The organism is Oceanobacillus locisalsi, from assembly GCF_042675985.1.
Classification (GTDB): domain Bacteria; phylum Bacillota; class Bacilli; order Bacillales; family Amphibacillaceae; genus Oceanobacillus; species Oceanobacillus locisalsi.
Genome location: NZ_JBHTKK010000001.1, coordinates 34,531 through 61,395 on the forward strand (window position 1 = coordinate 34,531; position 26,865 = coordinate 61,395).

Sequence of the window (26,865 nt, forward strand, 5' to 3'; positions counted from 1 at the left end):
TTACTCAAATTATGCGCTTAAGAATAAGTATATAATCCTTGCTCTTCCAGGATAAACATACTCTCTATTATTATGCTTGCTTTTGGTTAGAGCCTCCTTCTATTTTTTGAACAAGATATGGTGTATAGCTTCCGCTCCGGCCAACCACTCCGCTTTCCGACGTACAACGGTTTTTGATGGGGCGAGTAACCGCAGTCCCAGGACGTACTAGTGCAGACGTTGCAACAAATGTTTTCGGTGGGGTGAGTAATCGCAACCCCAGGACGTTGCGTTCTTAGTCTGCCATGGGGACGGCTTCAGCTAACTTGAAAAGAAACCCGCTTTTCAAGTGGATCTTCAGCTCGCCCTGTTCCCACGACGGACAGGACGTCCTAGTGTCGGCCGTTGGTCACAGGACGTGACCGGTTTTAGCCGACTAGGAGTCTACGTGGTTGGCCTGCGCTCTGATGGGATGCTACAGCGTTTGGAAGAAATAACATCTTAATGGAGCTAAATGATTTTATTTGCTCAACTATTTCATGTATAGAACATCCCACTAGCGGAGGCGGACCGTTTTGACTCCTGAAAGGAAAGCGGAAAGCGTCGTTTAAAAACGTAACAACTGGACCGAAGCAACTGAGATAAAGGAATCACCGTGAGTTTACGAACGGATGATGACTTATCGTAGGGCGCTCTCGGGAAGTTGTCTAGTTTTTGACGCTTGTAGCTGGACGAGGGATCAGCACCATCTGAAGATCCACTTTTGCCAAGTGCTCTTCTTGGCAAAAGTTAGCTGAAGAGCGTGCCCCTAGGAAAGCAAAACGGTCCGCCGCAGCGGTTATACTAACCTGACAACATTAGTATCGACGTTGGTCACAGGACGTGACCGTTCTTAGTCGATGAAAGTGCGACTTTGCTTCTGTCAGCGCCTGACGGCTTGCCAATCAGCAAGTCTTCTTTAAAGGAGGTTGAGGACAAGCCCACGGAAAGCGTAGTGTTTTTCCGTAGCGGGGATACCCTATAATTAAATTAGGACACATTCAAACTTGACAAAAATGTGATTCTTATTCTTTTTTCTCTTTTTGCCTTCAAATTATTTTATAATATGGTAAAATTGTTACCAGACAAACAGGAGAACGAATAAACTGGAAGGAGACACAATTCCATGTTAGTAGGACTAATGCAGCCCTTTAGAGAGCCAACGCCATTCGCCAGAAATATATCCATCCAAGCAAAATCTAAAGGGATCGACATACTCTATATGCATCCAAGCAATATTAACGAAGACGACCATACAACATCGGGAATGATTCTAAAAGGAGATCATTGGGAAGAAATACAGACACATATACCAAATACCATCGACGTTTCTGCGTTTTGTTTGAAGTTTAGACATACCATTGAATACTTGCAAAAGCACGCTTATTTAACCGAAGATGGGAAAAATAAAATCTCCAAAGAGAGCGTGCAACAAATCATGGAAAAGGATGCGTACTTACAAACCTATGCGATTCCTACATCCCGGTGTAAGACTTTCTCGGTTATCAGGGGTTTTTTATTCAAATATGGCGAGGTCGTGGTGAAACCAATCTACAGCCAATTAGGACAAAAGATTTATAAAATTTCACAAATCAATAAAGATGAGTTTATGATTGGCTATCAGAAATCAAGCCAAAAAATGAATTTACAAGAGACGTTTGCTTACTTCCAAAATATCATTTCTAAAGATAAATTTATTGTGCAAAAATATATCCCTTCCAGAACACATCTGGGCGATCCATTTGACTGCCGTGTTCATTTGGAGAAAAACAAAAACGGCGAATGGGTCATCGCTAAAAAATATATCCGCATCGGCACGGGGCAGCAAGTTGCTTCCAATGTGCAGCAAGAAGGCAATATGTTTGATGTCGGCATGTTTTTAAAATTAAAATTTGAAAACGATGCGCCAGCGGTCGACGAGCATATCAATACGTTCGCATTAAATGCGGCAAATTACACAGAAAATGTGCGCAAAAGAGAGTTAGTAACACTCGGTCTGGATATTGGAATAGACGAGAATCAAAATCTGTTTCTCTTTGAAGCTAACAGCGCTCCGGACACCTCTTTATTACAAGAAGAAGTAACAAAATTACGTACGGATTATTACACTTATTTGCTGGAACAAACTGCTGAACGTGCTCCAAAAGCATTTGTTTAACATCGCTATTATATATCTATTTATAGTTAATTGGCTGAGGAGCTGTTGAGGTCCCGGCCAGTTACTATTATAGTCAAAAAAGAATGCTTACCTACTCCTCTTAGTTCTTATCTTTTACACCAGTTATATGCAGACTTATACTCCCTCTTTCCCGCTTCAAAAAACAAAAAAACATATTTTTCGCAGTCGCGTTTATTCTTTCCCCTTTTCTTATGTTACGATTACGTTAATACGCTTTTAGGAGGTGGAAATGATACGTACTATTATCACTTATGGAACGTTTGATTTACTGCATGTCGGTCATGTTCATTTATTAAAACGTGCGAAAGAAATGGGTGATTATCTTATTGTAGGATTATCCACCGATGATTTTAATATACTTAAACATAAGCAATCTTTTTATTCCTATGAAGACCGGAAAATCATTCTTGAATCCGTACGCTATGTTGATAAAGTGATCCCGGAGAAAAACTGGGAGCAAAAAAAAGAGGATATTTTAACCTATGACGTTAACACCTTTGTGATGGGAAATGATTGGAAAGGTAAATTTGATGAACTGCGTGCTTATTGCGAAGTTATCTATCTGCCCCGTACATTCGGCATCTCTTCCACGATTATTAAGGATAATTTAAGAGACGACTGCTGAACAATGGGAATGACGCTTCAGCTGATTTCGCATGCACTGGGCTTTTCAAGCAACATAGATAGGCATGTCATATCTCCTTCTCCGAACAAATCAGATGTAATGGAATTGTAAATTTACTAATGGTTTGATCCATAGTAAAATGAAATGGGCTTATTCAAGAAATCTGTCGATATTTCTGATAAATTAGGAAAACATAACATTATTGTTCCTGTTTTTTGAGAGCAGCGTGCAAGCGCAGTTTTCAAAATGGAAACAGTGCAACAAAATGGTCACATAGAAATGATAGCAAATTATTTTAACAAGGCAGGAAACCTTGCCAAGCTTTCTATATAAAAGGAGATTTATCATGGTGAAACAAAAAAATATGCGAGGGCGGAGAGTGACGCGAAAAAAACGTAAACTCCGAAAAGGTGTTGTCGTCACCCTGCTTGTTATCGGCCTTGCTTTACTGAGTGTTGTTGGTTATGGGAGTTATTTATATGTGAAAGCAAATAATGCGGTCAGTGATTCTTATGAAGATGACGGCCGTGAAAAATCAGACTTGCGGGATTTTGAAGTAGATCCAGATATTGATAATGTATCGATGCTTATTATCGGGGTCGATGAAAATGATCATCGCGGCAACGCAGATTCATCCCGGTCCGATTCATTGATGCTGGCCACTTTTAACAAAGATGAAAATAGTGTGAAGTTAGTCAGCATTCCACGTGATACGTACACCTATATCCCGGAAATGGGCCGCGAAGATAAAATTACACACGCTCATGCGGTTGGCGGTCCGAAAGCAACCATTGAAACGGTCGAAAATATGATGGATATTCCGGTCGATTATTATGTACGTGTGAATTTCCATGCATTTGTTGATGTAGTGGATGCGATTGGCGGCATTGATGTCGAAGTACCGTATGAATTTGAAGAGTCTGATTCTATGGATCAACGAGATGCTATCCATCTTCAGCCAGGAGAACAATCCGTTAACGGAGAAGAAGCCTTAGCATTCGCGCGTACCCGTAAACTGGATAATGATATCGAGCGCGGCAAACGGCAAATGGAAGTGGTAAATGCCGTTGCGAATAAAGCTACATCGCTTGGTTCAGTATTCCAATACGATGACTTGATTGCAGCAGTCGGCGATAATATGAATACCAATATGTCATTCAAAGAAATGATGACTTTCATCACTTTTGCGACGGATGGTCTTAACATTGAAGATTTCACATTGGAAGGCAGTGACTATCAGCCTGCCGGTTCTGCATACTACTGGTTACTGGATGAACCTGCATTAGAAGAGACCAAAACGATGCTGCAAGAGCATTTGGAAATCATTGATTCAGAATCCGAAGATAACGAAATGAATGAAGAACCAAATGCAGAAGACCCTGCTGGAGAAGATTCTTATGAAGGACAAGAAGACCCTTCTCAGGAAGACCAGGGTGAAACCTATCAAGAAGAGGATCCGTACCAGGAAGATCAAGGGGAAACTTACCAAGAGGAACCTTATCAAGAAGATCAGGGTGAAACCTATCAGGAAGAAGATCCTTATCAAGAAGATCAAGGCGAGACGTACGAAGAGGAACCTTATCAGGAGGATCCTTCGCAACAAGAAACAGATGAATATGGAAATCCAATTTAGATAGAAAGCTTCCCTGGTTAAAATCCGGGGAAGCTTTTCGATTTATTCGTTGAGGTATGTGTGTTGTTGAAAACGGAGCGCGAATGGATTTTTTCTGTTCATCAAACGTTTGATTATATTTTATCCTTTTCTTAAAATAAAGTTTCCTCAATTTATAAAAGGAGTTTTCCTACAAACAAAACATGGCGGTTACTCCAATATTGGAGTAACCGCCATGTTTTGTTCACTGACTTTCAAAAGGAGAGGATTTTTTATGCTATATCATGAATCCAGTTCTTTTTTGATTTGTTTTAATTCCTCTTTCGTTAAATCAGTTGCTTCCATAATTTGCTTTTCATCCAGCTTTAAGAGAAGTAACTTTTTAGCTATCATTATTTTTTCTTCTTTTCTTATCTTTTCAGCAATAGACATAAATCGTTTCCTCCCTTCGATGGTCAATCGCTCCTTTACTGTATCTACAGGCAAATCATCGCGGATACTTAATATATAAATCATCACTGTGTCAAAATAGGATGGATCGTTTTCATTTAACAATTCATCCACAATCATCATGACTTCCAGAAATGTTTCCATATCTTTGATGAAAATATGCTTGGATAACTCCAAATATGCCTGCAGCTTCGGGTTTCCTTTTACTTCTTCATCACCATGAAGCGAAAAATTATAATACATAAAATCATAATCGGGAACGTATTTCTGGATAGATAATGGAAATTTATGATAACCGCCTACCCAGTCACTTATCGTTTTCGTTTCTTCCCATTTCTGTTCTCCATGGTAAAAAAGAATGGGGATGATAATCGGTATTGTTTCAGCTTTCTCTTTCTTTACATGTTGCCCCCAAATTTGCTGCATATACCCTAAAAGCTAAAAAGCAATATCTTTGGCCGGGTAACTCTTTCCACGGAGAAGCGTCCGTAAAACTTCCGCTTTAAGACAGAGAATAAACAAGTCTATTTAAGCGGAAGTTAACGGACGCTAACTCCCTGATTCACTCAACTAACCTTCCGTGGGAAGAACAAAAGTACCCACGGAAGGAAGTTTCGTTTTATGCTCAAATAAAAAGTAAAGATAACCTTCTTCGTCTCCCATTTGTACATGAAACAGCAAATCCGAATAAGAATCCTTCAATTCTGATTCAATAAAGCTTCCATTTTGTGGTGCGAGTGTGTCGATATCTATGATGTCCAAGATTTCTTCTGGTAAATAGTGATGCATAAAGTTTGTTGTTACATCTAAATCTCCAAATGTTTCTTTAAATAATTTATCATGAGGACGATTCATTCTGCTCACTCAACTATACCACCTCTGCATTGATTTATCACGGAAACTCTCTGCGCAAGGGATCCTGCTTTGTAACTACAGTATATCATTTTTCTGAATAAATACAAAATTAATCGGACAGCTGAAACTTTTTTAATACCCATTATCCCCTCGTTCACTCGTCTCTTATTTTTACTTCATATGATATAATTAGAACAAAATAGTTAACGAGGTGCTCCAACATGAATATCAAAGAAACAACCGGACGAGGGTTAAGTACATCGAACAGAATGCTGGCAGAGGAAGCTTATCGTCGCGGGATTACATTTGAAATCCTGCCGAAGAAACGATTTAAAATGACAGATGGCAAGAAGAGTTACATCATCCGCAGAGGCAGAATATCGCCTGCTTATAACACTAGGCTGGCCGTGAAACTTACCAAATATAAAAATGCGACGAGTAATTTTTTACGAGGTTTGGGGTATAGTGCTCCCGAAAATGCCGTCTTTTTCAAACATCAAGTTGACAGGGCCTGGAAATGGGCAGAAGATATTCTTCCTGTTGTACTCAAACCAAATGACGGTATCATGGGTAAGCTTGTCTTTGTACAAATAGATACGTATGAAGAATTTAAAGCGTGTTTTGAGAAGATTGCCGAGGTGCGCAATGAAATTTTAATTGAACAGTTTGTTGAAGGAGAAGAATATCGTTTCACGTTCGTAAAAAATGAGGTAGTAGCAGTCGCCAAAAGAGTCTCTGCCAATGTGGTCGGTGACGGTGTGAAAAATATGGAGCAGCTTATTATTTATAAGAATGAGCAGCGTGCCCAGCGGAAAAATCCCCTTCATAAAAAATTGGATATGGGAGAAGAAAGTGAACGCGTCTTAAAAAAGCAGGGATTGACTTTTAACGATGTTCCAGAAAAAGGACAGACAGTCTTATCTCAGAAATAATTCAAACGTTTCTACCGGCGGCGACGCTGTTGATGTGACAGATGATATATCACCAGAACTTAAAACAACCATCCGGAAAGCAATGCTTGCTATTCCCGGGCTGCGTGTCTGTGGTGTCGATGTATTAATTCAAGGAGATGAATACCATATCTTAGAAATCAATGCGCATGCCATGCTGACCATGCATCATTTCCCTTGGGAAGGTGAAAAGCGTGAAGTGGTTGCGAAAGTCATTGACGGTATGTTCCCTGGGACAGTCGAGTAAGAATAGGTTTCATAAAAAACTCTCAAGGCGTTTTCAAAACAATCCTTGAGAGTTTTTCGTGTTAGACCTTTTCGATTTTTGCTTCCACAAAGCAAACGGAATTGTTCCATTATCTTTATCTTCGTTTATCCACTTCATCTTTTTTGTTTATGAAAGAAAGAACCAAGCCGCCCGAACGGATTCCGCAAACAATTGAGAAAAAGTGAATCCCAAGAATGACTACGCAAAATATCGCTAAGGACGTCATCAGCTGGGCGTTGTTAAAGACAATCGCCATGGCCCCGAAGAACATGCTGAACGCATAGATAATCCATACAGATTCTCTATGAGAATAACCGTTTCTTAATAACCTGTAATGAATATGTTGTCGATCTGCTTCCGAAATGCCTTGTCTGTTATGAATACGGCGGATAATCGCAAGGAGCGTATCAAACACAGGAAGTGCAATAACAATAATCGGAATCACAAAGCTGAAGAAGGCTACATTTTTGAACAGACCAAGCATCGATATAATGGCAATGGAATAGCCTAAGAACAACGCTCCGGTGTCTCCCATAAAGATTTTCGCCGGGTGAAAATTGAATACCAGAAATCCGAGGGTAGCGCCGATTAACAGGACACATAGCCCAACGACGATAACACGGTAATCCATGATAGCCATAATCAAGATACTGATAAAAGCAATCGTTGATACTCCGCCTGCCAATCCATCCAATCCATCAATCAGATTAATGGCATTAGCAGCAGCAATAATCCAGAAAATCGTGAGGGCAATGCCGACATATTCACCTAAAAATACAGTGCCTATAAAAGGCAATGTCAATTTCTCAATAACCAATCCGGAATACGCTACCACCGAAGCAGCGGATACTTGTCCTAAAAGCTTGGTGCCAGGACGAAGGTCGAAAATATCATCCATAAACCCTGTCAACAGCATAATAATGGCACCGATAATAATCGCTGTCATCTGTGGATGTTCCGGTTGTAAATAGAAGAATCCAGCAGCGATACCGAAAAATATTCCTAGTCCGCCAATACTTGCTACAGCCTTTTGGTGTTGTTTTCTCTGATCTGGCTGATCTACCAGATTGAACTTTTTGGAAACGTATATAATAATCGGTGTCGTGATGATTGCTGTCAAAAGTGCGATAGCGAACGCAATCAGCAATTCCACTGCACTCCACATAGTACTTCACCTACTTCTATTATTCTAGCAATGGATTTCCTTTATATTCTATTACCCTTTCTTTCGTTCATCATATCATAATTCGACGCTATTTGTTATATAAAAAAGCAAAAAACACCCGGGCGCTGTTTCAATAGCGCTCGAGTGTCTTCATTTCAGGTATTTTAACGATATTGTGTAATGTTAAAGTTGAATACCGGATTATCCAGCATATCATATAATCTTTTAATACTTGGAACTTGCTTCACTGCCCAGCCAATATCTGTTGCATATTGCGGATATCCAGGGTTTGCAGGATTCCATCTCATTTTATACAACGTATTTTGATCATATGAATTGTGAATATAACTGTTTCCAATAAATTCAGCTCCGCCAATAATCGCTTGCTCCGGCGAGAACCATCCTTCCTCGTAAGCTCTGACAGCTCCGCCATTACGAGGATTGCTGTCTACAGCACCGATACCATAAATATTATAAGTCGTTCTGATATTTCGAAGGCTGCTTCGATTGGACGAGGTGGCAACCACTGGATTTCCACTGCTGTTTAACCCGACTTCAATCCCTGTTGCTAATGCGGAACTTCCATTCCCTGTTTCCAACAACGCATGCGAAATTAAATAGATTTCATTTACATCATGCCGGCTTCCTGCTGTTATAAAGGCCTGTCCTTTTCCACCAAGAATTCCTTTCCCATTTAAAATATCGTTGTTCAGAGAAGATGGTGTGACACCCACACTGCTGGTCAAGTCTAAATGCTGGAAGATGTCATTATTCTCCGGATTTAGATAACTGCGAACATCACTTCTTGTCGGATTTCTCCAAGATTCATAACTGATTCTGTACCAGTTACCTGAAGATCCAAGGATTGTAACACGTGTCCCTTGGCTTAGCTGTCCATAAATATGACTGGAATTACTTGCCGAAGAACGGACATTGACGTTAGCAGTCGTTGTGTTTGAACCATTTACATAATTCTTATGCACATACGCAGCATCATTTCGGTACTTATCCGTCTGCTGCAGTTGGTTCATTTGTGTGTTTAATGCTTGATTTAGCGTTACGTTATAAGATTCATGGTTCACAACCCAGCGGTTACTAATTGCTTCGTCGAGAGCAGCTAGGGTTTTTTCGTCAACGATACCATTAACTCTTAGGTTATTGTCTCTTTGGAATTGTTTTACTTGGCTTTCCATGTAGGTTCCGAAGTAGGTAGTGACAGTGATTCCTCCGTAGCCAAGCGTATTTAAGTTCTCTTTAATTGATATTAAATCACTATGACGTTTCCCTTTTTGGAATGGACAGTTATAGACGCTGTCTAATTTTTCTTTGGTTGCTTTGTCTATTTTTCCATTTGCACTCAGGTCAAAGTAGTTTTGGAATTTTTTTACTTGCCCTTCGAAATAAGAGCCATAATAATTCGTTACAGTAATGCCTCCAAATCCGATGGCATTTAATTTCTCTTTGAAATCACTGATGTCCGAATGCCTGTCTCCTTTTTCATAAGTGTCTTTTGGAGCCAGTTTATTCAATTCAGCCAATGTTACTTCGTCCACGATTCCACTTACCTGTAAACCTTGGTCTCTTTGGAAATCCTTTACTTTTTGTTCTGTATATGACCCAAAAAATTTTGTCACACTGATGCCGCTATAACCTAAGTTATTTAGTTTACGTTTTATATCCGGTGTATCATCATGACGCTCCCCTTTTTGGAAGGGACTATTGTAGACACTGTCTAATTGATCCTTCGTTGCTTGATCAATTTTTCCATTGACTGACAGCCCATAGTACTCCTGAAACTTCTTGACTTGCCCTTCAAAGTAGTCTCCATAATAGTTCGTAACAGTGATTCCTCGGAACCCGATGGCATTGAATTTCTCTTTAAAATCGCTGATTTCCGAATGCCTGTCTCCTTTTTCATAAGTGTCTTTTGGAGCCAGTTTATTCAATTCAGCCAATGTTACTTCGTCCACGATTCCACTTACCTGTAAGCCTTGGTCTCTTTGGAAGTTCTTTACTTTTTGTTCGGTGTACTCTCCAAACAGTTTCGTCACACTGATGCCGCTGTAACCTAAATTATTTAGTTTGCGTTTTATATCCAGTGTATCATCATGACGTTCTCCTCTTTGAAAAGGACTATTATAAACACCGTCTAATTGATCCTTCGTTGCTTGATCAATTTTTCCATTGACTGACAGCCCATAGTACTCCTGAAACTTCTTGACTTGCCCTTCAAAGTAGTCTCCATAATAGTTCGTAACAGTGATTCCTCGGAACCCGATGGCATTGAATTTCTCTTTAAAATCGCTGATTTCCGAATGCCTGTCTCCTTTTTCATAAGTGTCTTTTGGAGCCAGTTTATTCAATTCAGCCAATGTTACTTCGTCCACGATTCCACTTACCTGTAAACCTTGGTCTCTTTGGAAGTCCTTTACTTTTTGTTCGGTGTACTCTCCAAACAGCCTGGTTACACTAATACCACTATAGCCTAAACTGTTTAATTTTTCTTTTATATCCGGAATATCATCGTGACGTTCTCCTCTTTGAAAAGAGCTATTATAAACACTGTCTAATTGATTCTTCGTTGCTTGATCAATTTTTCCGTTGACTGACAACCCATAGTACTTCTGAAATTTCTTGACTTGCCCTTCAAAGTAGTCTCCATAATAGTTCGTAACAGTGATCCCTCGGAATCCGGTCGCATTGAATTTCTTTTTGAAATCGCTGATGTCCGAATGCCTGTCTCCTTTTTCATAAGTATCTTTTGGAGCCAGTTTATTCAATTCAGCCAATGTTACTTCGTCTACGATTCCACTTACCTGTAAGCCTTGGTCTCTTTGGAAATCCTTTACTTTTTGTTCTGTATATGACCCAAAAAGTTTTGTCACACTGATGCCGCTGTAACCTAAGTTATTTAGTTTACGTTTTATATCCGGTGTATCATCATGACGCTCCCCTTTTTTGAAGGGACTATTGTAGACACTGTCTAATTGATCCTTCGTTGCTTGATCAATTTTTCCGTTGACTGACAATCCATAGTACTCCTGAAACTTCTTGACTTGCCCTTCAAAGTAGTCTCCATAATAGTTCGTAACAGTGATCCCTCGAAATCCAGTCGCATTGAATTTCTTTTTGTAATCGCTGATGTCCGAATGTCTGTCTCCTTTTTCATAAGTGCCGTTAACGGAAAATACAGTAGCTCTAGAAAAATTCTGTATACTATCTTGCTGATTTTGTTCTGATTCTGTGCCTTCTCCGGTTCCTTTTTCAGTGCTTTCTTCTGTTTCTGCACCTTCTTCGGTTCCTTCTCCAGCACTCTCATCTGCTTCTTCTGTTTCCGCACCTTCTCCGGTTCCTTCTCCAGCACTCTCATCTGCTTCTTCTGTTTCCGCACCTTCTTCGGTTCCTTCTCCAGTGCTTTCTTCTGTTTCTGCACCTTCTTCGGTTCCTTCTCCAGTGCTTTCTTCTGTTTCTTCTGTTTCCGCACCTTCTTCGGTTCCTTTTCCAGTGCTTTCTTCTGTTTCTTCTGTTTCCGCACCTTCTTCGGTTTCTTCTTCAGTGCTTTCTTCTACTTCTTCTGATTCCGCACCTTCTTCGGTTTCTTCTTCAGTGCTTTCTTCTACTTCTTCTGATTCCGCACCTTCTTCGGTTTCTTCTTCAGTGCTTTCTTCTACTTCTGCTGATTCCGTACCTTCTTCGATTTCTTCTTCAGTGCTTTCTTCTACTTCTGCTGATTCCGTACCTTCTTCGATTTCTTCCGCTTCCGGCAATTCCTCAACTTCTTCCTCTTCCGTTACAAATTCCTCAGGTTTACTGAACTCTAAGTGCTCTTCACGGTCGAATGAATCGTCTGATAAAATGTATTCTATTGTTAGTAGTGTGTCTTCATCTGCAATTCCCGTGTCTTCCAATTCATAAAACGTTTGAAAGGCTTTTACAGCTTCTTCCGTATGTAGGCCAAAATAAGTTGTTGGTTTTTCTAATGCAGCAAATCCAAGCTCTGTTAAATCTTCTTTCAGTTCTTGAACCTCTTCTGAATCCTCGCCTATTTCAAGTTTTATTTCATCTGACACATCTTCACCCGTGGAAGAATCCTGTTCATCGTCTGATTCTTTATTCCTATCCTCTTGATCATTTTTTTCTTCATCTTCTTTCGAAGGGTCACTCATCCCATACACTTCACTTACAGAAGTAAATGGTGATGCTACCAATAAAATGATAAGAAAGAAAGGAAACCACTTTTTTCTCAAATCTTTCCACCTCCTATATGCTATTCTATCTCTCTAATTATCTATCGGCAATACTTAATCATTTCTTTAATATAACTTTTATTTTGTAATCGCTTCGATCTATTAAACGTTCATGAAATGTTCAATATTGTCATACAGACGCTTATATAAGTTATAAGTCCTAATAAGCAAATATATTTTCTTGCCATCCTGCCCCTTTTTGTCATTGGCACACGAACTATAGGGGTGAAAGGAGGTGATAAGCATGGCAGTCGCTCAATTAAATGAATCTGTTTTGCAGTTGACGCTGAATGAAGGAATCGATCCAGTGTCTGGAGAGTCTATTTTGAAGAACAAACGATTCAATAATGTTAAAACAGAAGCTACTGCTGAACAGTTATTCCAGACAGCAAACGCATTTGCATCTGTTCAGCAGCACGAACTCTACGGTATCAGCCGTCGTGATGTTTCAGACATTTTTGAAGAAGAAGCCTAGGCTAAAAGTAGTTCACGAAAGGAGGTGAAAAACTTGAGAAAATTGGAGTTGAAATTTCTAAATGAAGAAGGCCGCGTTGTTACCTATTCATTAGACAACCCTGTAGAACCAGCGGATCCTGAAACGATCCAAGATACAATGGAGACAATCCTTCAGGAAAATGCTCTTTATTCCACAGGCGGGGAACTAACTGAAATTCACAGCGCCCGTATCGTTGAACGTATTGTGGAAGACATTGAATTATAATTTTTTATAAGACATTAGCCCGTGAGGAAGCCCTCCTCACGGTATTGTCTTATACCAGAAACCTTCTTGTCTAAACGCTTGTTCTTGTGAGATTTGTCCTAAAAAGGTGGTGAATCTTATGGAAGCATGGATTTCTCTGTTAACGGATGTCGGTTTCCCAGCTGCGGTCACCTTCTATTTATTGCACCGGGTTGAAGGAAAGTTAAATCAGTTAATTGAATCCATTTACGCCATTTCCATTCCAAAGAAAAATCATTAAAAAAAGGATTTTCCCATATTTAAATGTGGGAAGTCCTCTTTTCGTATAGTTGTTACACGCAATGCTTCTTTACTAGCTATTCAAGTTATAATAATCGATAAGCGCATTTGCTATAGTTTGTAGTTGTCGTTTCCAACAGTATAAATAATTTGAGTAAATAATTATTATTTAACGTGAAACACTAACTAGGCTGCCAGGAATTTCATTTCCAACAAAATTAATTAGAAATGAAATTTTACTTAAACCGTTGATTATGCTATTTTCTTTTTAAGGTTAACTGATTTACAACTTAAAGAAGTAACAGGAGGAACCTGAAATGTATATATGTTATATGAGAGTCTTCAAGAAACCGCCTAAATACGTCAAATTGTTGGCAAAAGCTGCTAAGTACTACAATATTGATTTAATCTATAGTCATCCAAAAGATGTAGATGTGGGTAATGAGGTCATTAATGGACTTATACTTCAAAACAATGTTTGGCGTCAGGTGGAACTTCCTGCTCCTCCCTATATAGACTTGAATAGTTATTGCTATAAATATAAAGATGTTATTACTTTTCTAAAAAAGAAAAGTACGCTGCTAAACCCAAAAGGGTTCGGGACAAAACAAAAAGTTTATAATACGTTGATGGAAGATGGCGAGTTTGCAAAATATTTGCCAGATACCATTCAAGTTACTGATTTTGATGATTTTCTAAAATTCATTAAAAAATACGATAAAGCTATTCTTAAACCGCGATCCGGACACAAAGGAAATGGAGTATATTTAATCCATAAGATAGATGACAAGTCTTACCGTCTTTCTTTCAAAAACGAGGAAAAGGTGCTTCCTGCAGAAGAACTGAAAGCTCATATAGAGGATATAATAACTGATCAGGTATATCTGGCACAGCAATATATCCAATCTCTAACTGCTACAGGAGATCCTTATGATTGCCGCATACGTTTAGAAAAAGATGCGGAAGGAAAATGGGCAGTGGCAATTTATCTGGTTCGTATCGGCTCTAATAATAAAGTTGTTTCTAATGTAGCACAAGGTGGAGGCGTGCAAAAATTGATTCCATTTATTCAATTTCACTATCCCGCTAGTTGGGAAAATATCAAAGCAGATTTTAACTATATAGCAGAATGTCTCCCTCCGAAAATTGAAGCACTTTATCAAAAACAAACGTCCTGTCTTGGGATTGACATCGGTATTGATAAGGATGAGCAAATCTATATTTATGAAGTTAATGCTGCTCCCGGCATGGAATTTGGTGAAGCAGAGATTATTAATCTTAAAGTTGATTACTATCATTACCTTCAACAACAGGCAGGAGAATAGCACAGCCCATCACATATTTCTTTTGTTATAAACAAACGCACGAATCTAATAGATATATGATTTCTTTTTAACCGATGCCTGTTGTTGTTCATTTACGGCAATCTTCTGCTTATTGCGCTATATTGAAAGGAAGCTAAATAGGTTACATCCATATAGGCCATCTTTATTCCAAAGAAAACACAGAACGAAAAGCGCAAAGCGCCCTCTTAAAAACGTAGAGATTGGAGCGGCACAACTGAGATAAAGGAATCACGGTGAGGTAACGAACCGATGATGACTTATCGTAGGGCGTGACGTGAAATCTCCTAGTTTTTGGCGCTTGGAGCTGGACATAGCTGTTCCTGATTTAGAATGAAATGATGCAAAATGTTATACTTTCTTATCCTACTAAAAAAGAGGATTTCCCATGTTTTAACCTGTGGGAAAACCCTCTTTTATTATTTCATGTATACATACAGTGCTTTTTTATTGTCTTTCCAAATCATAAGAATCTGCAATCGCATCTGCAGTATATTGTGCTAATTGGTTTTTGTAGTTGTCGCTTTTTAACAAAGCATTTTCTGTGAAATTATCGATAAACAAATATTCGATAAGAATCGCCGGCATATTTGTATTACGCAGAACACTTAGGTTCGCAGACTTTTGTCCTCTGTCAGAAACATTTATGCGTGAAGAAATATATGAATGAATGTCATTTTGTTTATCTCTTGTTTCCTGCGAGACGTTACCGTTGTAAATGTAAGATTCAAATCCACCAGTTGAACCATCAAAAGCATTATTATGAAAACTTATAAAGTAGTCCGCTCCCCAGCTATTTGCGTGATTTGCACGTTCTTCTAATTCAACAAAGGTGTCTGTTCTTCTGGACATTTCAACTTCAACGCCTTGATACTTACTGGTGAGTATCCGCTCTGTTTCCAAGGCAATATCTAATACAACATCTTTCTCGTTTAACCCATATCCTTGACCGCCTGGATCATGTGCTCCATGACCTGGGTCAAGAAAGATTTTTACAGTAGATAGCTCATCATAAGCTTGGTTTAGATGGCTTAAAGTTACTTCATCTACAATCCCATTTACACGTAACCCATGATCTCTTTGGAACTCCTCAACTTTTTGTTCGGTGTACTCTCCAAACAGTCTGGTTACACTAATGCCGCTATAGCCTAAACTGTTTAATTTTTCTTTTATATCCGGAATATCATCGTGACGCTCTCCTCTTTGAAAAGGACTATTATAAACACTGTCTACTTGATCCCTTGTTGCTTGATCAAGAGTCCCGTTAACCGAGAGTCCATAATACTCTTGGAATTCTTCCACTTTCCCTTCAAAATAATCGCCGTAATACTCCGTGACGGTAATTCCCCCAAATCCTATTGCATTAAATTGCTCTTTTATTTCTGCGATTTCTGGGGACCGATCTCCTTTAGTATAAGGAACTTGTTCATCCAGTTTAGCCAATGTTACTTCATCTACAATCCCATTTACACGTAACCCATGATCTCTTTGGAACTCCTCAACTTTTTGCTCGGTGTACTCTCCAAACAGTCTGGTTACACTAATGCCGCTATAGCCTAAACTGTTTAATTTTTCTTTTATATCCGGAATATCATCGTGACGCTCTCCTCTTTGAAAAGGACTATTATAAACACTGTCTACTTGATCCCTTGTTGCTTGATCAAGGGTCCCGTTAACCGAGAGTCCATAATACTCTTGGAATTCTTCCACTTTCCCTTCAAAATAATCGCCGTAATACTCCGTAACGGTAATTCCTCCAAATCCTATTGCATTAAATTGTTCTTTTATTTCTGCAATTTCTGGGGACCGATTTCCTTTAGTATAAGGAACTTGTTCATCCAGTTTAGCCAATGTTACTTCATCTACAATCCCATTTACTTGTAACCCATGATCTCTTTGGAACTCCTCAACTTTTTGTTCGGTGTACTCTCCAAACAGTCTAGTTACACTAATACCACTATAGCCTAAACTGTTTAATTTTTCTTTTATATCCGGAATATCATCGTGACGCTCTCCTCTTTGAAAAGGACTATTATAAACACTGTCTACTTGATCCTTCGTTGCTTGATCAAGGGTCCCGTTAACCGAGAGTCCATAATACTCTTGGAATTCTTCCACTTTCCCTTCAAAATAATCGCCGTAATACTCCGTGACGGTAATTCCCCCAAATCCTATTGCATTAAATTGTTCTTTTATTTCTGCGATTTCTGGATCTCTATCTCCTTTGGTATAAATACCATTTACAGAAAACACACTCTCTGACCCGGAGCTTTCATCGGATTCTTCTTCTGTATTTTCTGTTCCTTCTGATTCAGAGCTTTCGCCCGATTCTTCTTCTGTGTTTTCTGCTCCTTCTGATTCGGAGCTTTCTTCAGATTCTTCTTCTGTGTTTTCTGCCCCTTCTGATTCGGAGCTTTCTTCAGATTCTTCCTCTGTATTTTCTGCCCCTTCTGATTCGGAGCTTTCTTCAGATTCTTCTTCTGTGTTTTCTGCCCCTTCTGATTCGGAGCTTTCTTCAGATTCTTCTTCTGTGTTTTCTGCCCCTTCTGATTCGGAGCTTTCTTCAGATTCTTCCTCTGTATTTTCTGCCCCTTCTGATTCGGAACTTTCGCCGGATTCTTCTTCTGTGTTTTCTGCTCCTTCTGATTCGGAGCTTTCGCCGGATTCTTCTTCTGTGTTTTCTGCTCCTTCTGATTCGGAGCTTTCTTCAGATTCTTCCTCTGTATTTTCTGCTCCTTCTGATTCGGAGCTTTCGCCGGATTCTTCTTCTGTGTTTTCTGCTCCTTCTGATTCGGAGCTTTCTTCAGATTCTTCCTCTGTATTTTCTGCTCCTTCTGATTCGGAGCTTTCTTCAGATTCTTCCTCTGTATTTTCTGCTCCTTCTGATTCGGAGCTTTCTTCAGATTCTTCCTCTTCCGTTACAAACTCCTCAGGTTTACTAAACTCTATATGTTCTTCACGCTCAAATGAATCTTCAGCTAAAATATTATCTATTGTTAATAGAGTATCTTCATCTGCTATTCCTGTAACTTCTTTATCATAGAATGCTTGAAATTTCTTTAGAGATTCCTCTGTATGTAATCCAAAATATTCTGTTGGTTTTTTTAGTGAAGCAAACCCAAGCTCTGTTAAGTCTTCTTTTAGTTCTTGAATGATTTCATCCTCATCACCCAATTGTAATGCTTCTTCTGCTGGCGAAGCATCCTGTTGTTCAATATCTATTATGTTGTTCTCTTCTTCTATATGGTTATCGCTTTGTTGACCTTCCTTATGTTGATTATTACTCATTGCATATGTTTCACTCACTGAAGAAAATGGTGAAATAATCAACAAAGCAATAGCTAAAAGAAGAATCCATTTTTTTCTCAAACTGTGAACCTCCTTATTTTTATGTACATTAATTATATCGACAATAATCGATAGTTTCTTAAATTAAAAGAAACACATCCTAACGCTAACATACAGATTTACAAACATAAATATGTTATTTTATCTATCTTAAGTCAATATTTCCAGGTTTTATGTCCTTCATTTTGACAATGATTTCATAATTTACACCCTTTGATAGGTGAATTCTTCTTTCTTTTTAGATAACTTGACCCCTCTTAACCTGAGTCATCTTTTTAAACGGAGCATGAATCCACAAATTAAATCTATCAATAGTCTTATCAGGTGCGCTTTTTTGAATTGACAGACAATATTTAAAAATGGTATTTTTCAGATGTAAAGATATGTATGGTAACATCATATGCAAAGGGGAGATAATAATGGTTGGAAATCAAGTAATTCTAAAAAATGAACTGAATGTATCTTTCGTTGATAATTCTACTCATGTTGTTTATGAAGAGTGGGAAACTGACATTGTAATTGACTTTATAGAATACTCAACTTCAAGCCAGAATATTTATCCAACATTAAATATTGATCAATCTAGAGCTAATTATGATTATGAGGGGCAATTATTCCAAACTATAAACCCTAATGGGTCAAGATGGGTAGCTACACCTTTAAGAATTTCTAATGACGGGCATTCGAATTTTGAAGTTATAGCTTATGATTCTAGTAATGGTGAATTTAAAATAAATCTTAAAACACCTATGATTCTTCCTGGAGGGTCTAGACTTGCATTTAAGCATAATGATGAACCGACAGAAAATCACACCGTAACATACAAAGTAATCTATAGAGAAGTATAGGAGGGGGGCACATGATTAGAATACCATATGATTTTTCTGACAGCCTTAGCCTCCCTTCTTATTCACAAATCGTTCAAAGAATAATGCAATTTAATAGCGTGCGTAATATTGGTATGGATGAGAGCGAAAATTATGACATGTACATGATTGAAATGGGTAATTCAAATAAACCATCTATTCTTGTGATAGCCAGCATGCATGGCACAGAATGGATGGGAGCTTTATATAGCATGAGGTTTATGGAGCAATTAAGGGATAATACGTTTAGAGATAAATCATTTCGAGCTAAGTTATTACAAAGTTTCCATATTATTTATATTCCTGTTGTCAATCCTTATGGTTTTGACAGGACTTCACATGCTGAAGGAAACAATGTTGGCAGGACTAATGTCAATGGTGTTGATTTGAATAGAGATTTTGATGATTTCTCTCAAGCTGAATCTAGAAATGTAAAAGCAATAATGGATATGTTTGAGCCATTTGCATTTTTGGATATCCATTTATTTGGTAATGGAATGGATGGGAGTAACGGATTAAATCTTATTGTTGGAAACGGTCAATACGAAACAGAGAAAATTAGGAACTTATTTGCTGATTCTTTAGAACTTTATGCTAGTCAGCCTGTTGTGAAGTGGGATGGTTTTGATCAACTACTGAGAGGATTATCAAGAAGGTATATGAGGGATAAAAACAATCCACATACGCCCTATACACTTTCGTATATAACAGAAATTGTAAGACCAATGCAACAAAACAATGGGCTAGATGCTCCTTTAAGCGATAATGAAATTATGAAGTACGGCATGGCTATGATATATCTCTTTTATGAAACATCCATGGCGTATTTTGAACAACGAAAGGTCGAGCTTAGTTATGCGCCTGTTTTAACTGGAGAAAATCTTTCTTATCGTACTAGACGTTACCAATCTTAAATAGTTAAGTAGAAGGATGAGGGTCATCCTTCTACTTCATATCAGAGAGATTTAGCCTTTTTACATTTAGAGTGCTTTTGAAAAGTCCCTTTTAGTCTATGAATAACTCAGTAATTACAGCCGTTCGAATACAGCACCAACGCGATCACTAATTTTTTCATTTAATTTTATTAACCTTTTGTCATAAACTTCTTCGTTTTTCTAAGAAAGCCAGTTAATTTCCAAGACCTGCTGTTTAATATTTGATTCAGCTTTTTTTCTTTTTTTAAAACTATTTCTTTTAATTGTTTGACTTCATGTTTTAATTCATTAATCTCAGTTTGTTTTGCTTCAATCATGTTTACAGGTTCTATTACTGAGTAATTAAATTTATTCTTCAATATATATAAATAATAGTTACTGCGATGAAATGCTACTTCATGTATCAAAGCTTTTGTACTGGGTCCATCATTTACTTCAAATAAATATAGCTTTCCATTTTCATCAATTCCAATATCCATCCCAAGGGACATAATATGCGTCCCTCTTAAACTTTCCATTTTTTTAGCAATTTTCTTACCTAAACTACTTAAATTATTATAAATGCCCTTCCAATCATTCTCAAAGTTAGCTTTTAAAAACTCTTTGGGATCACTTATCCCGCCACCTTGGTTGACATTAGAAATAACAGACTGTCCAATTCCTATCCTCACATAGATTTTTGCAACAGACCATTCACCAGAGCTGCTTTTTTCAACATGAACCCTGCAATCAAAAGGGTCCCCCTGAGGAGTTCTTGATGTAACATATTTTTGCAGAATATAGTAATTCCCTTTTATAGCATCTTCAAAAAAATCTTTAAGTGAATTTAGATTTACATTCCATTGGTTTTTCTTAAAACCTATTTTGAAAGAATTTTCACCCATCTTTTCAAGAATATAAATATTTTTACCTCTCAGCCCTCTTCCTGGTTTCAATACTACTTTATCATACGTACCGATATAATAAATCAAATCTTCAAATGTTTTAATTTTACACGTAGGAATCATTAAGTGTGCAAATTCACTATCCCTACTTAATAAATTCTGAAGCTTTTCCTTCGTGACAATATTATCCCTATTATCAGACAACAATGTTTGTCGCTTCAAAAAATCCATTACTTCTTTGTTTTCTTTTTTAAAGCAATACGGAACAACATCAATAAAAGGTGGAATTTCCGTTTCTTTATTAATCCATTCATTTTTCACAAGTATTTTTCCAGATACTTTTTTCTCATTAATATTTATGTCGCTAGGCTGCATATATATTATTTCAATTCCATATGACTGTGCTTAAATGAAGTAATCCCTGCTAGTTTTGCAGGCTTATTAAAATTTGTCATAATACCGACTTCATACATCTGAATACCTGCTTTCATTCTATGATGTTATTATTTGAAAACCTGTTTTTCTAGGTTCATCACTATGAATTAAATCTTGTTCTTCAATATTTTTAATAACAGATTTTTTAGATCCTTTTTTCACAAATCTGTAAAATCCATCTACTATTTCTTTATCGCTGCCCAAAGCAAGTATTTCTACCTGATTGTTACTTAATTTCTTTATATAACCAAAGATGTTGTTACGAAGTGCTTCCCGTTTTATATATGACATATAACTTACCTTAATTACTTTTCCAGTTACTATATACTTTTTAGCATGCATTTCTTCCATCGGTGTTTGAATAGCCTTTATTTCATCTACTGCATTTTTCTTTAAAGGTTCTAACATACTAAGATAATCAAAATAAAAAGAGGATTTATTTTTTTCGATTGTTTCTGGAAAATAGTAATCTATTATTGCACCTGCAACATCTCTTGCTTCTCCTACTAGTGGGAATAAATGAAAACCAATCTCTGCTGTTGCATTTGCTTCTAATACAACTCCTTTACGATTATCGGCAGGATCCACAATAATGTCCACCCCAGCATGCGGTATAGAAGGAAGTGCTTTTAGAGCATCTACAGCAATTTGTTTCACTTCATCTGATAGTTCATCAGTAGCCTCAATAGGATCTCCACCAGCAGATAAATTACTTTTTTCCCTTAGAAAAAGCTCCTCATTTTTTTCCGGAATACTATCTAATTTATAACCAGCTCTTTCAAGCATATAAGTAACTTCATAATCCACTTTTATCGGTTTTCGTGCTAAATATGGATTCTTTTTTCTTTCATTATTTTTTATCTCAATTAATTTCTCTACTGTATTCACCCCATCTCCAACAATATTGGCAGGGATTCGATTAGTCGCACCGATTGCCTTATCATCAACAACATAAATTCTATATTCATTACCATCATAGTGTTTTTCCACTATATACTCATGAAAGGAATATTTTGATCTTAGTTCTTTAAGGATACCAATTAGCTCATCTTCATTAGATATATTTGTATATACACCCTGTCCCATACTACCACTTGTTGGTTTAATAATGACAGGATATCCAATTTCATTAGCATAATTTATGATATTTTCATCAGTTTCTAAAGTCTTTCCCCTTGGGATAGGCACATTACTTTGTTTGAAAAGCGCTTTTGTATCTTCCTTGTTTTTACAAATTTTCACTGTTTTATTAGTTACTTTATCTCCTCTTGAACGGAAGAAGTAATGCAATTTATTACCATTGCTTAAAGAAAAGAATTTCCCGTGAGTGCTTTTATTATTTGTATCTAATTTACAAAGATTTGTTTCATCTCTATACCATTTTAATTCCAGACCTCTTCTCCATCCCTCTAAAGCTACTAGATAAGAACATAATTGAAAACCAGTTATATCTTTAACAACATCTGTATTCAGTGTTTTTAAAAGTTTTACTTCTTGAGCTTGCATAGTCATTCTCCTTTTTGGTGTGTTTTATCATCGAAAAATAAAATTTCCTTCCAATCCCTATATTTTACCGCTTTCTTTTGATTTTACCTAAATCTCAATAAAAGAGATATGATTTAAACCTCAGTTTATAGCAAAAGAAATACGAATCCCAAATCACCTTTGTGTCCGTTATTCTTAGTAATTTACAATTTTAACAAAACAACTTTAGTAAAACTATTAAAATTTCCTTACAAGTAATCATTCTTTTTTTAATCCTGAATCATTCATAAAAAAGAATTAGCAGACACCTTAGTGAACAACCATTTTTTTAATATTTGATTAGATTATCTTGCTACTTACCACTATCAGCTTCTATATATGTTAATTTCTTTAACCTATTGTTTTTCTCTTTTTTAAAGACTTTTATAGCTTATTATATCCAATGATAGAATACTCTCTCTCCTTTCCCGATTAATAGACTAAAATCAAATATATGTTATAATAAGAATAATATTTTAGCGAATTTACGATAGGAGATTTACACGATGGAGCAAAATCGATTTATAGATAGTTTAAATCATCCAATACCAAGAAGAGCAAATAGCTATATGCTAAGCACTTATAGTATAGTATTAGAAGCTTGGAGAAGGGGGTTAAAAGTTTCTTTCCGCTTTATAACTCAAGCCCCAGGGAAAATCATAGCTAGTTATAGTATTAGTGATATTGATAAAGTATACCATTTTACTGTTACACGCGGAAATTTAGTCTCTAAAGAAGCTGTAAAATCAGTCATAAATAAAGTAACAACAAAAAATATTCTAGAAAAAAATAACATACCCACACCTGGCGGGAAAGATTTTGAGGCTCATGTTAGTGATTCTGAAATAATAAACTATGCTTCAAAATTAGGTTATCCTGTTGTGATAAAACCGACTGACGGCCAAGGTGGAGACGGAGTTATTGCCGGAATTCAATCGGAAGAAGAATTAGTTGAAGCACTAGAGTACGTTAGAAGAAAATTACAGTCTCCTCAGGTTATATTGGAGAAATATTTTGAAGGGGAAGATTACCGAATCTACGTTATTGGCAACAAAGTTTCTGCAGCATACAAAAGGATAAAAGCAAACGTAATTGGTGACGGCAAAAGTACAGTCAAGCAATTAATCAATCAAAAAAATATAGAGCGTGCAAAACTTCCTTCTCTTCCAGAGAGTTCTATTAAAATAGATGATGAAGTAAATACTTTGCTACATCGAAAAGGATATAATTTGGACTCTGTAATTCCAGAGGGAGAATTCATATATATTAAATCAAAAAATAATATTTCTGCTGGTGGCGAATCTATTGATATGACTGACAAAATTTCAGATCATATTAAAGAAACAGCCATAAATGCTGCGAGTGCTTTCGAAAACCTGCCACAATGCGGTGTAGATATTATGATTGATGAAGAAAATGATACTGGTGTTATTATTGAAATAAATTCACGTGCTAGTATTAGACAGCATCTCATTCCAGTAAAAGGACAAGGTAAAGATGTATCTTCTGACATAATCGATTTTTACTTTCCTGAGTCTATTAACTATGATCGAAAAAGAGCTCAAAAATTCTATTTAGATTTTGATTATATATATGATGTCTGCTTTAACAAAAAGGTGAAGGAATTACAATTACCAGAATTACCAAAACAGGGATTAAAATTAACTCGCTATTTGATTAGCAATTGTAATTATACTGAAGCCTTCGCAGAAAGAGTAAGGCAGTTAGCCTATCTCGCTGGTATTAATGGTTACATTAAACCTTTAAATAATGGAGACATCTCAGTTGTTGTTGGTTCAAGCCAGAAACGTATCAATGACTTTTATGCTAGACTTAAACAACATTTGAAACTAAGAAAGAAAACTGCCAAGTTGGAGGAAAAGGAACGTAGAAGCCCTATAATGCATGGTTTTTATATTGAATCATTAAACGAAAAAAATGATAATACAGATAAAAATACATTAGATAAATACATTAAGGATTATGCTATATTAGAATCAGAATATCAAAATATGGTTACGCGTCTAGCAAAATACGAACAAGAAGAGCAGACGTTGGAATTAACTAAACAGCAAAATAAACAGTTAAAGAAACGCTTGCAGCAAATGGAAGAAAGCAATTCTTGGAAATTCACGAAACCAATTCGGGCATTGACTGGGAAGAAGAAAAAATAAGGATATAAATGCAAGTCATAAACAATCTTTACTTATTCCACAGGTGGAACTATATTTTGTCAAGTAAATATAAAAACAAAAATTCTATGCAACAGTCTGATATCGGTATTCTAATGATTTCAGACTGTTGCTTTCTTCTAGGAAATTCTCCCATTATATACAAGACTCGCGTAAATACCTCAAAAGTTTTCTTCAGGCGCATTTTCCAACATCGAGACGTACTGCATGTCATTCCGACTTCTGTTGTCACCAAGTGATATTCTCGCGAGGTATATGAATAATTGTGATTACTAAGCGAAAAGCATTGGAATCTGATTTACTTTGAGCACTGCATGCATTATTTTCATAACCAGCTCGTTATCGTTATAGTGGCTAATAACTTTATAGACAACGAATGATACTGTCGCAAATTTCTTTACCGATACTGAAATAAGTTTAATGTCTCAAAATGTATCTTTTAAATTGCTTTTCAAGCTATGGTGTTTCTCGTGCTTGTCCTGAATAGCCATGGTGATTCGCAAATAGCTATAAGCTTCTCAGACTCTTTAAAATTTATTATATTTTCTTGATCGGTCAAGGAATTTTTTCTTAAAAACTTGGTTTGTGATACCAGCTACATATCATACTCATCAGAACAGAATATTTCTAAAAGACACATAATAAATACCCCTTTTATAGTAGGAGAGGCTTTTTATTATTTCTCTGCCTGCTAAAAGGAGAATCTCAGGTTGCTTATGACTTCCTCTGTATAACTATATTTTAATTTTAATTTTAACTTTTCTATCGTTCATCTATTGTTTAATACACTTTATACCATTGGATATTACCTGACTAACACGAGATATACGAATGGAATAGTCCTATATTATATGCCATCTAATTTAAGCTTTATGTTCAATCAAATATTTATAGTAATCTGTTCTATACATTGCTACTTCTGCTTTTAACCTAGAAATATCTGGAGCTGTATTAGCCTCAAACACATACAGGCTTCCATCATTTTCTATACCTATATCAAGTCCTAGATTAGCCAATTCTACGCCTCTTAATTCCTCCATTTTGTTAGCAAGTTTTAATCCTAATTGATCTAACTCAGTTAACATTTTCTTTGCAATATCAGGTTGGTTGTTCGCTTTTAAAAATACTTTTGCGTCGGCTACTCCTCCTCCTTGATTAACATTTGATATTATTTTCTGTCCAATACCTATTCTTATATATTTCTTAGCGATTACCCATTTCCCTTGACCATTTTTTTCTAAATGCACTCTACAATCAAAAGGATCTCCTTGCGGGGTGCTAGAAGCTACATATTTCTGCATAACATGCTTTTTATCTTTTAATTTATTATTATAAAAATCTTCAAGTTCTTCATAAGCTATTTCCTCTGATGTTTTATTATAACCAATTGTAATTTTCCTCGCATTATTCACAGAAATTTTATATACTCCTACTCCTCTTTGACTACTGATAGGCTTGACAACTATATTTTTATAACGTGTAAGGAATTGTTCAAAAGTATGAATAGAGGAACAGGCTGCAGAAGGAATAACATTTTCTTCGAATTCCGGATCCTCTGCCAATTTATATTGAAGTTTTTCTTTTGATATACGATTTTTATTACTGGCAGTAAGAAATGCATGTTTCTCTAGGTGTCTTATTACCTTTGAATGTTTTAAACAAAAATAACTAACATCAATAATCTTCGGAATTTCCGTTTCTATCCTGCGCCATTTATCTCCTACAAAAATAAAACCGTTTATTTTATTTGTATTTATATTTACATCATCCGCACAAAAATATAATACTTCCATTCCTTTAGGTTTTGCTATCAACGAAATAAGTTTCGCTAATGCAATTGGTCGTTTAGGATTGCGCATAAAACCAATTATCATCTATTAAATCCCCTTTTTCACCATAATCTGCTAAATATATCTTAATATATTTTTGAATCATATACTACCGTTTTATCAACTTTACTTTATTTAAAATTTATAATACAATGATTTAA

Annotated in this window: 20 protein-coding genes; 12 read left to right on the forward strand and 8 right to left on the reverse strand. The window is 36.6% G+C overall.

What is annotated here, in order from left to right; translation table 11 throughout:
- The first annotated feature begins 1,144 nt into the window (after nucleotides 1-1,144).
- The 3 genes from ACFQ19_RS00150 to ACFQ19_RS00160 all read left to right on the forward strand — a co-directional run bounded on the left by ACFQ19_RS00150 (nucleotide 1,145) and on the right by ACFQ19_RS00160 (nucleotide 4,455).
- Nucleotides 1,145-2,176 carry a YheC/YheD family protein gene (locus ACFQ19_RS00150; protein ID WP_379589822.1) on the forward strand — a complete coding sequence of 344 codons (1,032 nt, stop codon included), beginning with the start codon at nucleotides 1,145-1,147 and terminating at the stop codon, nucleotides 2,174-2,176.
- 253 nt (nucleotides 2,177-2,429) lie between these two features.
- Nucleotides 2,430-2,822: a glycerol-3-phosphate cytidylyltransferase gene (gene tagD, locus ACFQ19_RS00155; RefSeq protein ID WP_379590294.1), complete on the forward strand. Its 393-nt coding sequence runs from the start codon at nucleotides 2,430-2,432 to the stop codon at nucleotides 2,820-2,822.
- A 346-nt stretch (nucleotides 2,823-3,168) separates the two neighbouring features.
- The gene (locus tag ACFQ19_RS00160; RefSeq protein ID WP_379589823.1) at nucleotides 3,169-4,455 is read left to right on the forward strand and encodes an LCP family protein; all 1,287 of its coding nucleotides are present in this window, start codon (nucleotides 3,169-3,171) and stop codon (nucleotides 4,453-4,455) included.
- 261 nt (nucleotides 4,456-4,716) lie between these two features.
- Here ACFQ19_RS00160 and ACFQ19_RS00165 read toward each other — a convergent pair whose 3' ends face one another.
- Both ACFQ19_RS00165 and ACFQ19_RS00170 read right to left on the reverse strand, forming a co-directional pair.
- Nucleotides 4,717-5,310, reverse strand: a complete 594-nt coding sequence (locus ACFQ19_RS00165) for an Rpn family recombination-promoting nuclease/putative transposase (protein ID WP_379589824.1) — start codon at nucleotides 5,308-5,310, stop codon at nucleotides 4,717-4,719.
- Between the two features lie 144 nt (nucleotides 5,311-5,454).
- Nucleotides 5,455-5,739 (reverse strand): Rpn family recombination-promoting nuclease/putative transposase, encoded by a 285-nt coding sequence (locus ACFQ19_RS00170; protein ID WP_379590295.1) that lies wholly within the window; start codon nucleotides 5,737-5,739, stop codon nucleotides 5,455-5,457.
- A gap of 221 nt (nucleotides 5,740-5,960) precedes the next feature.
- Here ACFQ19_RS00170 and ACFQ19_RS00175 point away from each other — a divergent pair, with 221 nt between their 5' ends.
- Together ACFQ19_RS00175 and ACFQ19_RS00180 are read left to right on the forward strand one after the other, a co-directional pair.
- The gene (locus tag ACFQ19_RS00175; protein ID WP_379589825.1) at nucleotides 5,961-6,671 is read left to right on the forward strand and encodes a hypothetical protein; all 711 of its coding nucleotides are present in this window, start codon (nucleotides 5,961-5,963) and stop codon (nucleotides 6,669-6,671) included.
- Nucleotides 6,631-6,936, forward strand: coding sequence for a hypothetical protein (locus ACFQ19_RS00180; protein ID WP_379589826.1), 306 nt, complete (start codon nucleotides 6,631-6,633; stop codon nucleotides 6,934-6,936). Before ACFQ19_RS00175 ends, ACFQ19_RS00180 begins: the two co-directional genes overlap by 41 nt.
- A gap of 115 nt (nucleotides 6,937-7,051) precedes the next feature.
- Here the strand turns inward: ACFQ19_RS00180 and ACFQ19_RS00185 are convergent, their stop codons facing one another.
- Together ACFQ19_RS00185 and ACFQ19_RS00190 are read right to left on the reverse strand one after the other, a co-directional pair.
- Nucleotides 7,052-8,122 carry an MraY family glycosyltransferase gene (locus ACFQ19_RS00185; protein ID WP_379589828.1) on the reverse strand — a complete coding sequence of 357 codons (1,071 nt, stop codon included), beginning with the start codon at nucleotides 8,120-8,122 and terminating at the stop codon, nucleotides 7,052-7,054.
- Between the two features lie 164 nt (nucleotides 8,123-8,286).
- On the reverse strand, nucleotides 8,287-12,369 hold the full coding sequence (locus ACFQ19_RS00190; protein ID WP_379589830.1) for a peptidoglycan-binding protein: 4,083 nt from the start codon (nucleotides 12,367-12,369) through the stop codon (nucleotides 8,287-8,289).
- Nucleotides 12,370-12,613: 244 nt separating this feature from the next.
- On the opposite strand from ACFQ19_RS00190, the gene ACFQ19_RS00195 reads away from it, so the two are divergent.
- The 4 genes from ACFQ19_RS00195 to ACFQ19_RS00210 all read left to right on the forward strand — a co-directional run bounded on the left by ACFQ19_RS00195 (nucleotide 12,614) and on the right by ACFQ19_RS00210 (nucleotide 14,673).
- On the forward strand, nucleotides 12,614-12,844 hold the full coding sequence (locus ACFQ19_RS00195) for a DUF1659 domain-containing protein (protein WP_379589831.1): 231 nt from the start codon (nucleotides 12,614-12,616) through the stop codon (nucleotides 12,842-12,844).
- A gap of 33 nt (nucleotides 12,845-12,877) precedes the next feature.
- Nucleotides 12,878-13,090, forward strand: coding sequence for a DUF2922 domain-containing protein (locus ACFQ19_RS00200; RefSeq protein WP_379589832.1), 213 nt, complete (start codon nucleotides 12,878-12,880; stop codon nucleotides 13,088-13,090).
- A 118-nt stretch (nucleotides 13,091-13,208) separates the two neighbouring features.
- Nucleotides 13,209-13,349 carry a YvrJ family protein gene (locus tag ACFQ19_RS00205; RefSeq protein ID WP_379589833.1) on the forward strand — a complete coding sequence of 47 codons (141 nt, stop codon included), beginning with the start codon at nucleotides 13,209-13,211 and terminating at the stop codon, nucleotides 13,347-13,349.
- A gap of 316 nt (nucleotides 13,350-13,665) precedes the next feature.
- Nucleotides 13,666-14,673 (forward strand): YheC/YheD family protein, encoded by a 1,008-nt coding sequence (locus ACFQ19_RS00210; protein ID WP_379589834.1) that lies wholly within the window; start codon nucleotides 13,666-13,668, stop codon nucleotides 14,671-14,673.
- 465 nt (nucleotides 14,674-15,138) lie between these two features.
- Here ACFQ19_RS00210 and ACFQ19_RS00215 read toward each other — a convergent pair whose 3' ends face one another.
- The gene (locus ACFQ19_RS00215; protein ID WP_379589835.1) at nucleotides 15,139-18,060 is read right to left on the reverse strand and encodes a peptidoglycan-binding protein; all 2,922 of its coding nucleotides are present in this window, start codon (nucleotides 18,058-18,060) and stop codon (nucleotides 15,139-15,141) included.
- A gap of 398 nt (nucleotides 18,061-18,458) precedes the next feature.
- On the opposite strand from ACFQ19_RS00215, the gene ACFQ19_RS00220 reads away from it, so the two are divergent.
- Both ACFQ19_RS00220 and ACFQ19_RS00225 read left to right on the forward strand, forming a co-directional pair.
- Nucleotides 18,459-18,887 (forward strand): hypothetical protein, encoded by a 429-nt coding sequence (locus ACFQ19_RS00220; protein WP_379589837.1) that lies wholly within the window; start codon nucleotides 18,459-18,461, stop codon nucleotides 18,885-18,887.
- 11 nt (nucleotides 18,888-18,898) lie between these two features.
- A complete protein-coding gene (locus tag ACFQ19_RS00225; protein ID WP_379589838.1) occupies nucleotides 18,899-19,819 on the forward strand; it encodes a DUF2817 domain-containing protein in 921 nt (306 codons plus the stop codon).
- A gap of 170 nt (nucleotides 19,820-19,989) precedes the next feature.
- On the opposite strand, the gene ACFQ19_RS00230 is transcribed toward ACFQ19_RS00225, so the two are convergent.
- Entirely contained in the window at nucleotides 19,990-21,045 is a 1,056-nt protein-coding gene (locus ACFQ19_RS00230) for a YheC/YheD family protein (RefSeq protein WP_379589840.1), read from the reverse strand.
- Between the two features lie 171 nt (nucleotides 21,046-21,216).
- Entirely contained in the window at nucleotides 21,217-22,665 is a 1,449-nt protein-coding gene (locus ACFQ19_RS00235) for an acylphosphatase (RefSeq protein ID WP_379589841.1), read from the reverse strand.
- Nucleotides 22,666-23,189: 524 nt separating this feature from the next.
- Here ACFQ19_RS00235 and ACFQ19_RS00240 point away from each other — a divergent pair.
- Nucleotides 23,190-24,857, forward strand: a complete 1,668-nt coding sequence (locus ACFQ19_RS00240; protein ID WP_379589842.1) for an ATP-binding protein — start codon at nucleotides 23,190-23,192, stop codon at nucleotides 24,855-24,857.
- 881 nt (nucleotides 24,858-25,738) lie between these two features.
- Here ACFQ19_RS00240 and ACFQ19_RS00245 read toward each other — a convergent pair.
- Nucleotides 25,739-26,749, reverse strand: coding sequence for a YheC/YheD family protein (locus ACFQ19_RS00245; RefSeq protein WP_379589843.1), 1,011 nt, complete (start codon nucleotides 26,747-26,749; stop codon nucleotides 25,739-25,741).
- Between the last annotated feature and the right edge of the window lie 116 nt (nucleotides 26,750-26,865).

Coding starts and splice junctions, on each gene's coding strand:
- ACFQ19_RS00150 (WP_379589822.1), top strand. CDS start 1,145: ATGTTAGTAGGACTAATGCAGCCCTTTAGAGAGCCAACGCCATTCGCC.
- ACFQ19_RS00160 (WP_379589823.1), top strand. CDS start 3,169: ATGGTGAAACAAAAAAATATGCGAGGGCGGAGAGTGACGCGAAAAAAA.
- ACFQ19_RS00165 (WP_379589824.1), bottom strand. CDS start 5,310: ATGCAGCAAATTTGGGGGCAACATGTAAAGAAAGAGAAAGCTGAAACA.
- ACFQ19_RS00170 (WP_379590295.1), bottom strand. CDS start 5,739: ATGAATCGTCCTCATGATAAATTATTTAAAGAAACATTTGGAGATTTA.
- ACFQ19_RS00175 (WP_379589825.1), top strand. CDS start 5,961: ATGAATATCAAAGAAACAACCGGACGAGGGTTAAGTACATCGAACAGA.
- ACFQ19_RS00180 (WP_379589826.1), top strand. CDS start 6,631: ATGTTCCAGAAAAAGGACAGACAGTCTTATCTCAGAAATAATTCAAAC.
- ACFQ19_RS00185 (WP_379589828.1), bottom strand. CDS start 8,122: ATGTGGAGTGCAGTGGAATTGCTGATTGCGTTCGCTATCGCACTTTTG.
- ACFQ19_RS00195 (WP_379589831.1), top strand. CDS start 12,614: ATGGCAGTCGCTCAATTAAATGAATCTGTTTTGCAGTTGACGCTGAAT.
- ACFQ19_RS00205 (WP_379589833.1), top strand. CDS start 13,209: ATGGAAGCATGGATTTCTCTGTTAACGGATGTCGGTTTCCCAGCTGCG.
- ACFQ19_RS00210 (WP_379589834.1), top strand. CDS start 13,666: ATGTATATATGTTATATGAGAGTCTTCAAGAAACCGCCTAAATACGTC.
- ACFQ19_RS00220 (WP_379589837.1), top strand. CDS start 18,459: ATGGTTGGAAATCAAGTAATTCTAAAAAATGAACTGAATGTATCTTTC.
- ACFQ19_RS00225 (WP_379589838.1), top strand. CDS start 18,899: ATGATTAGAATACCATATGATTTTTCTGACAGCCTTAGCCTCCCTTCT.
- ACFQ19_RS00235 (WP_379589841.1), bottom strand. CDS start 22,665: ATGCAAGCTCAAGAAGTAAAACTTTTAAAAACACTGAATACAGATGTT.
- ACFQ19_RS00240 (WP_379589842.1), top strand. CDS start 23,190: ATGGAGCAAAATCGATTTATAGATAGTTTAAATCATCCAATACCAAGA.
- ACFQ19_RS00245 (WP_379589843.1), bottom strand. CDS start 26,749: ATGATAATTGGTTTTATGCGCAATCCTAAACGACCAATTGCATTAGCG.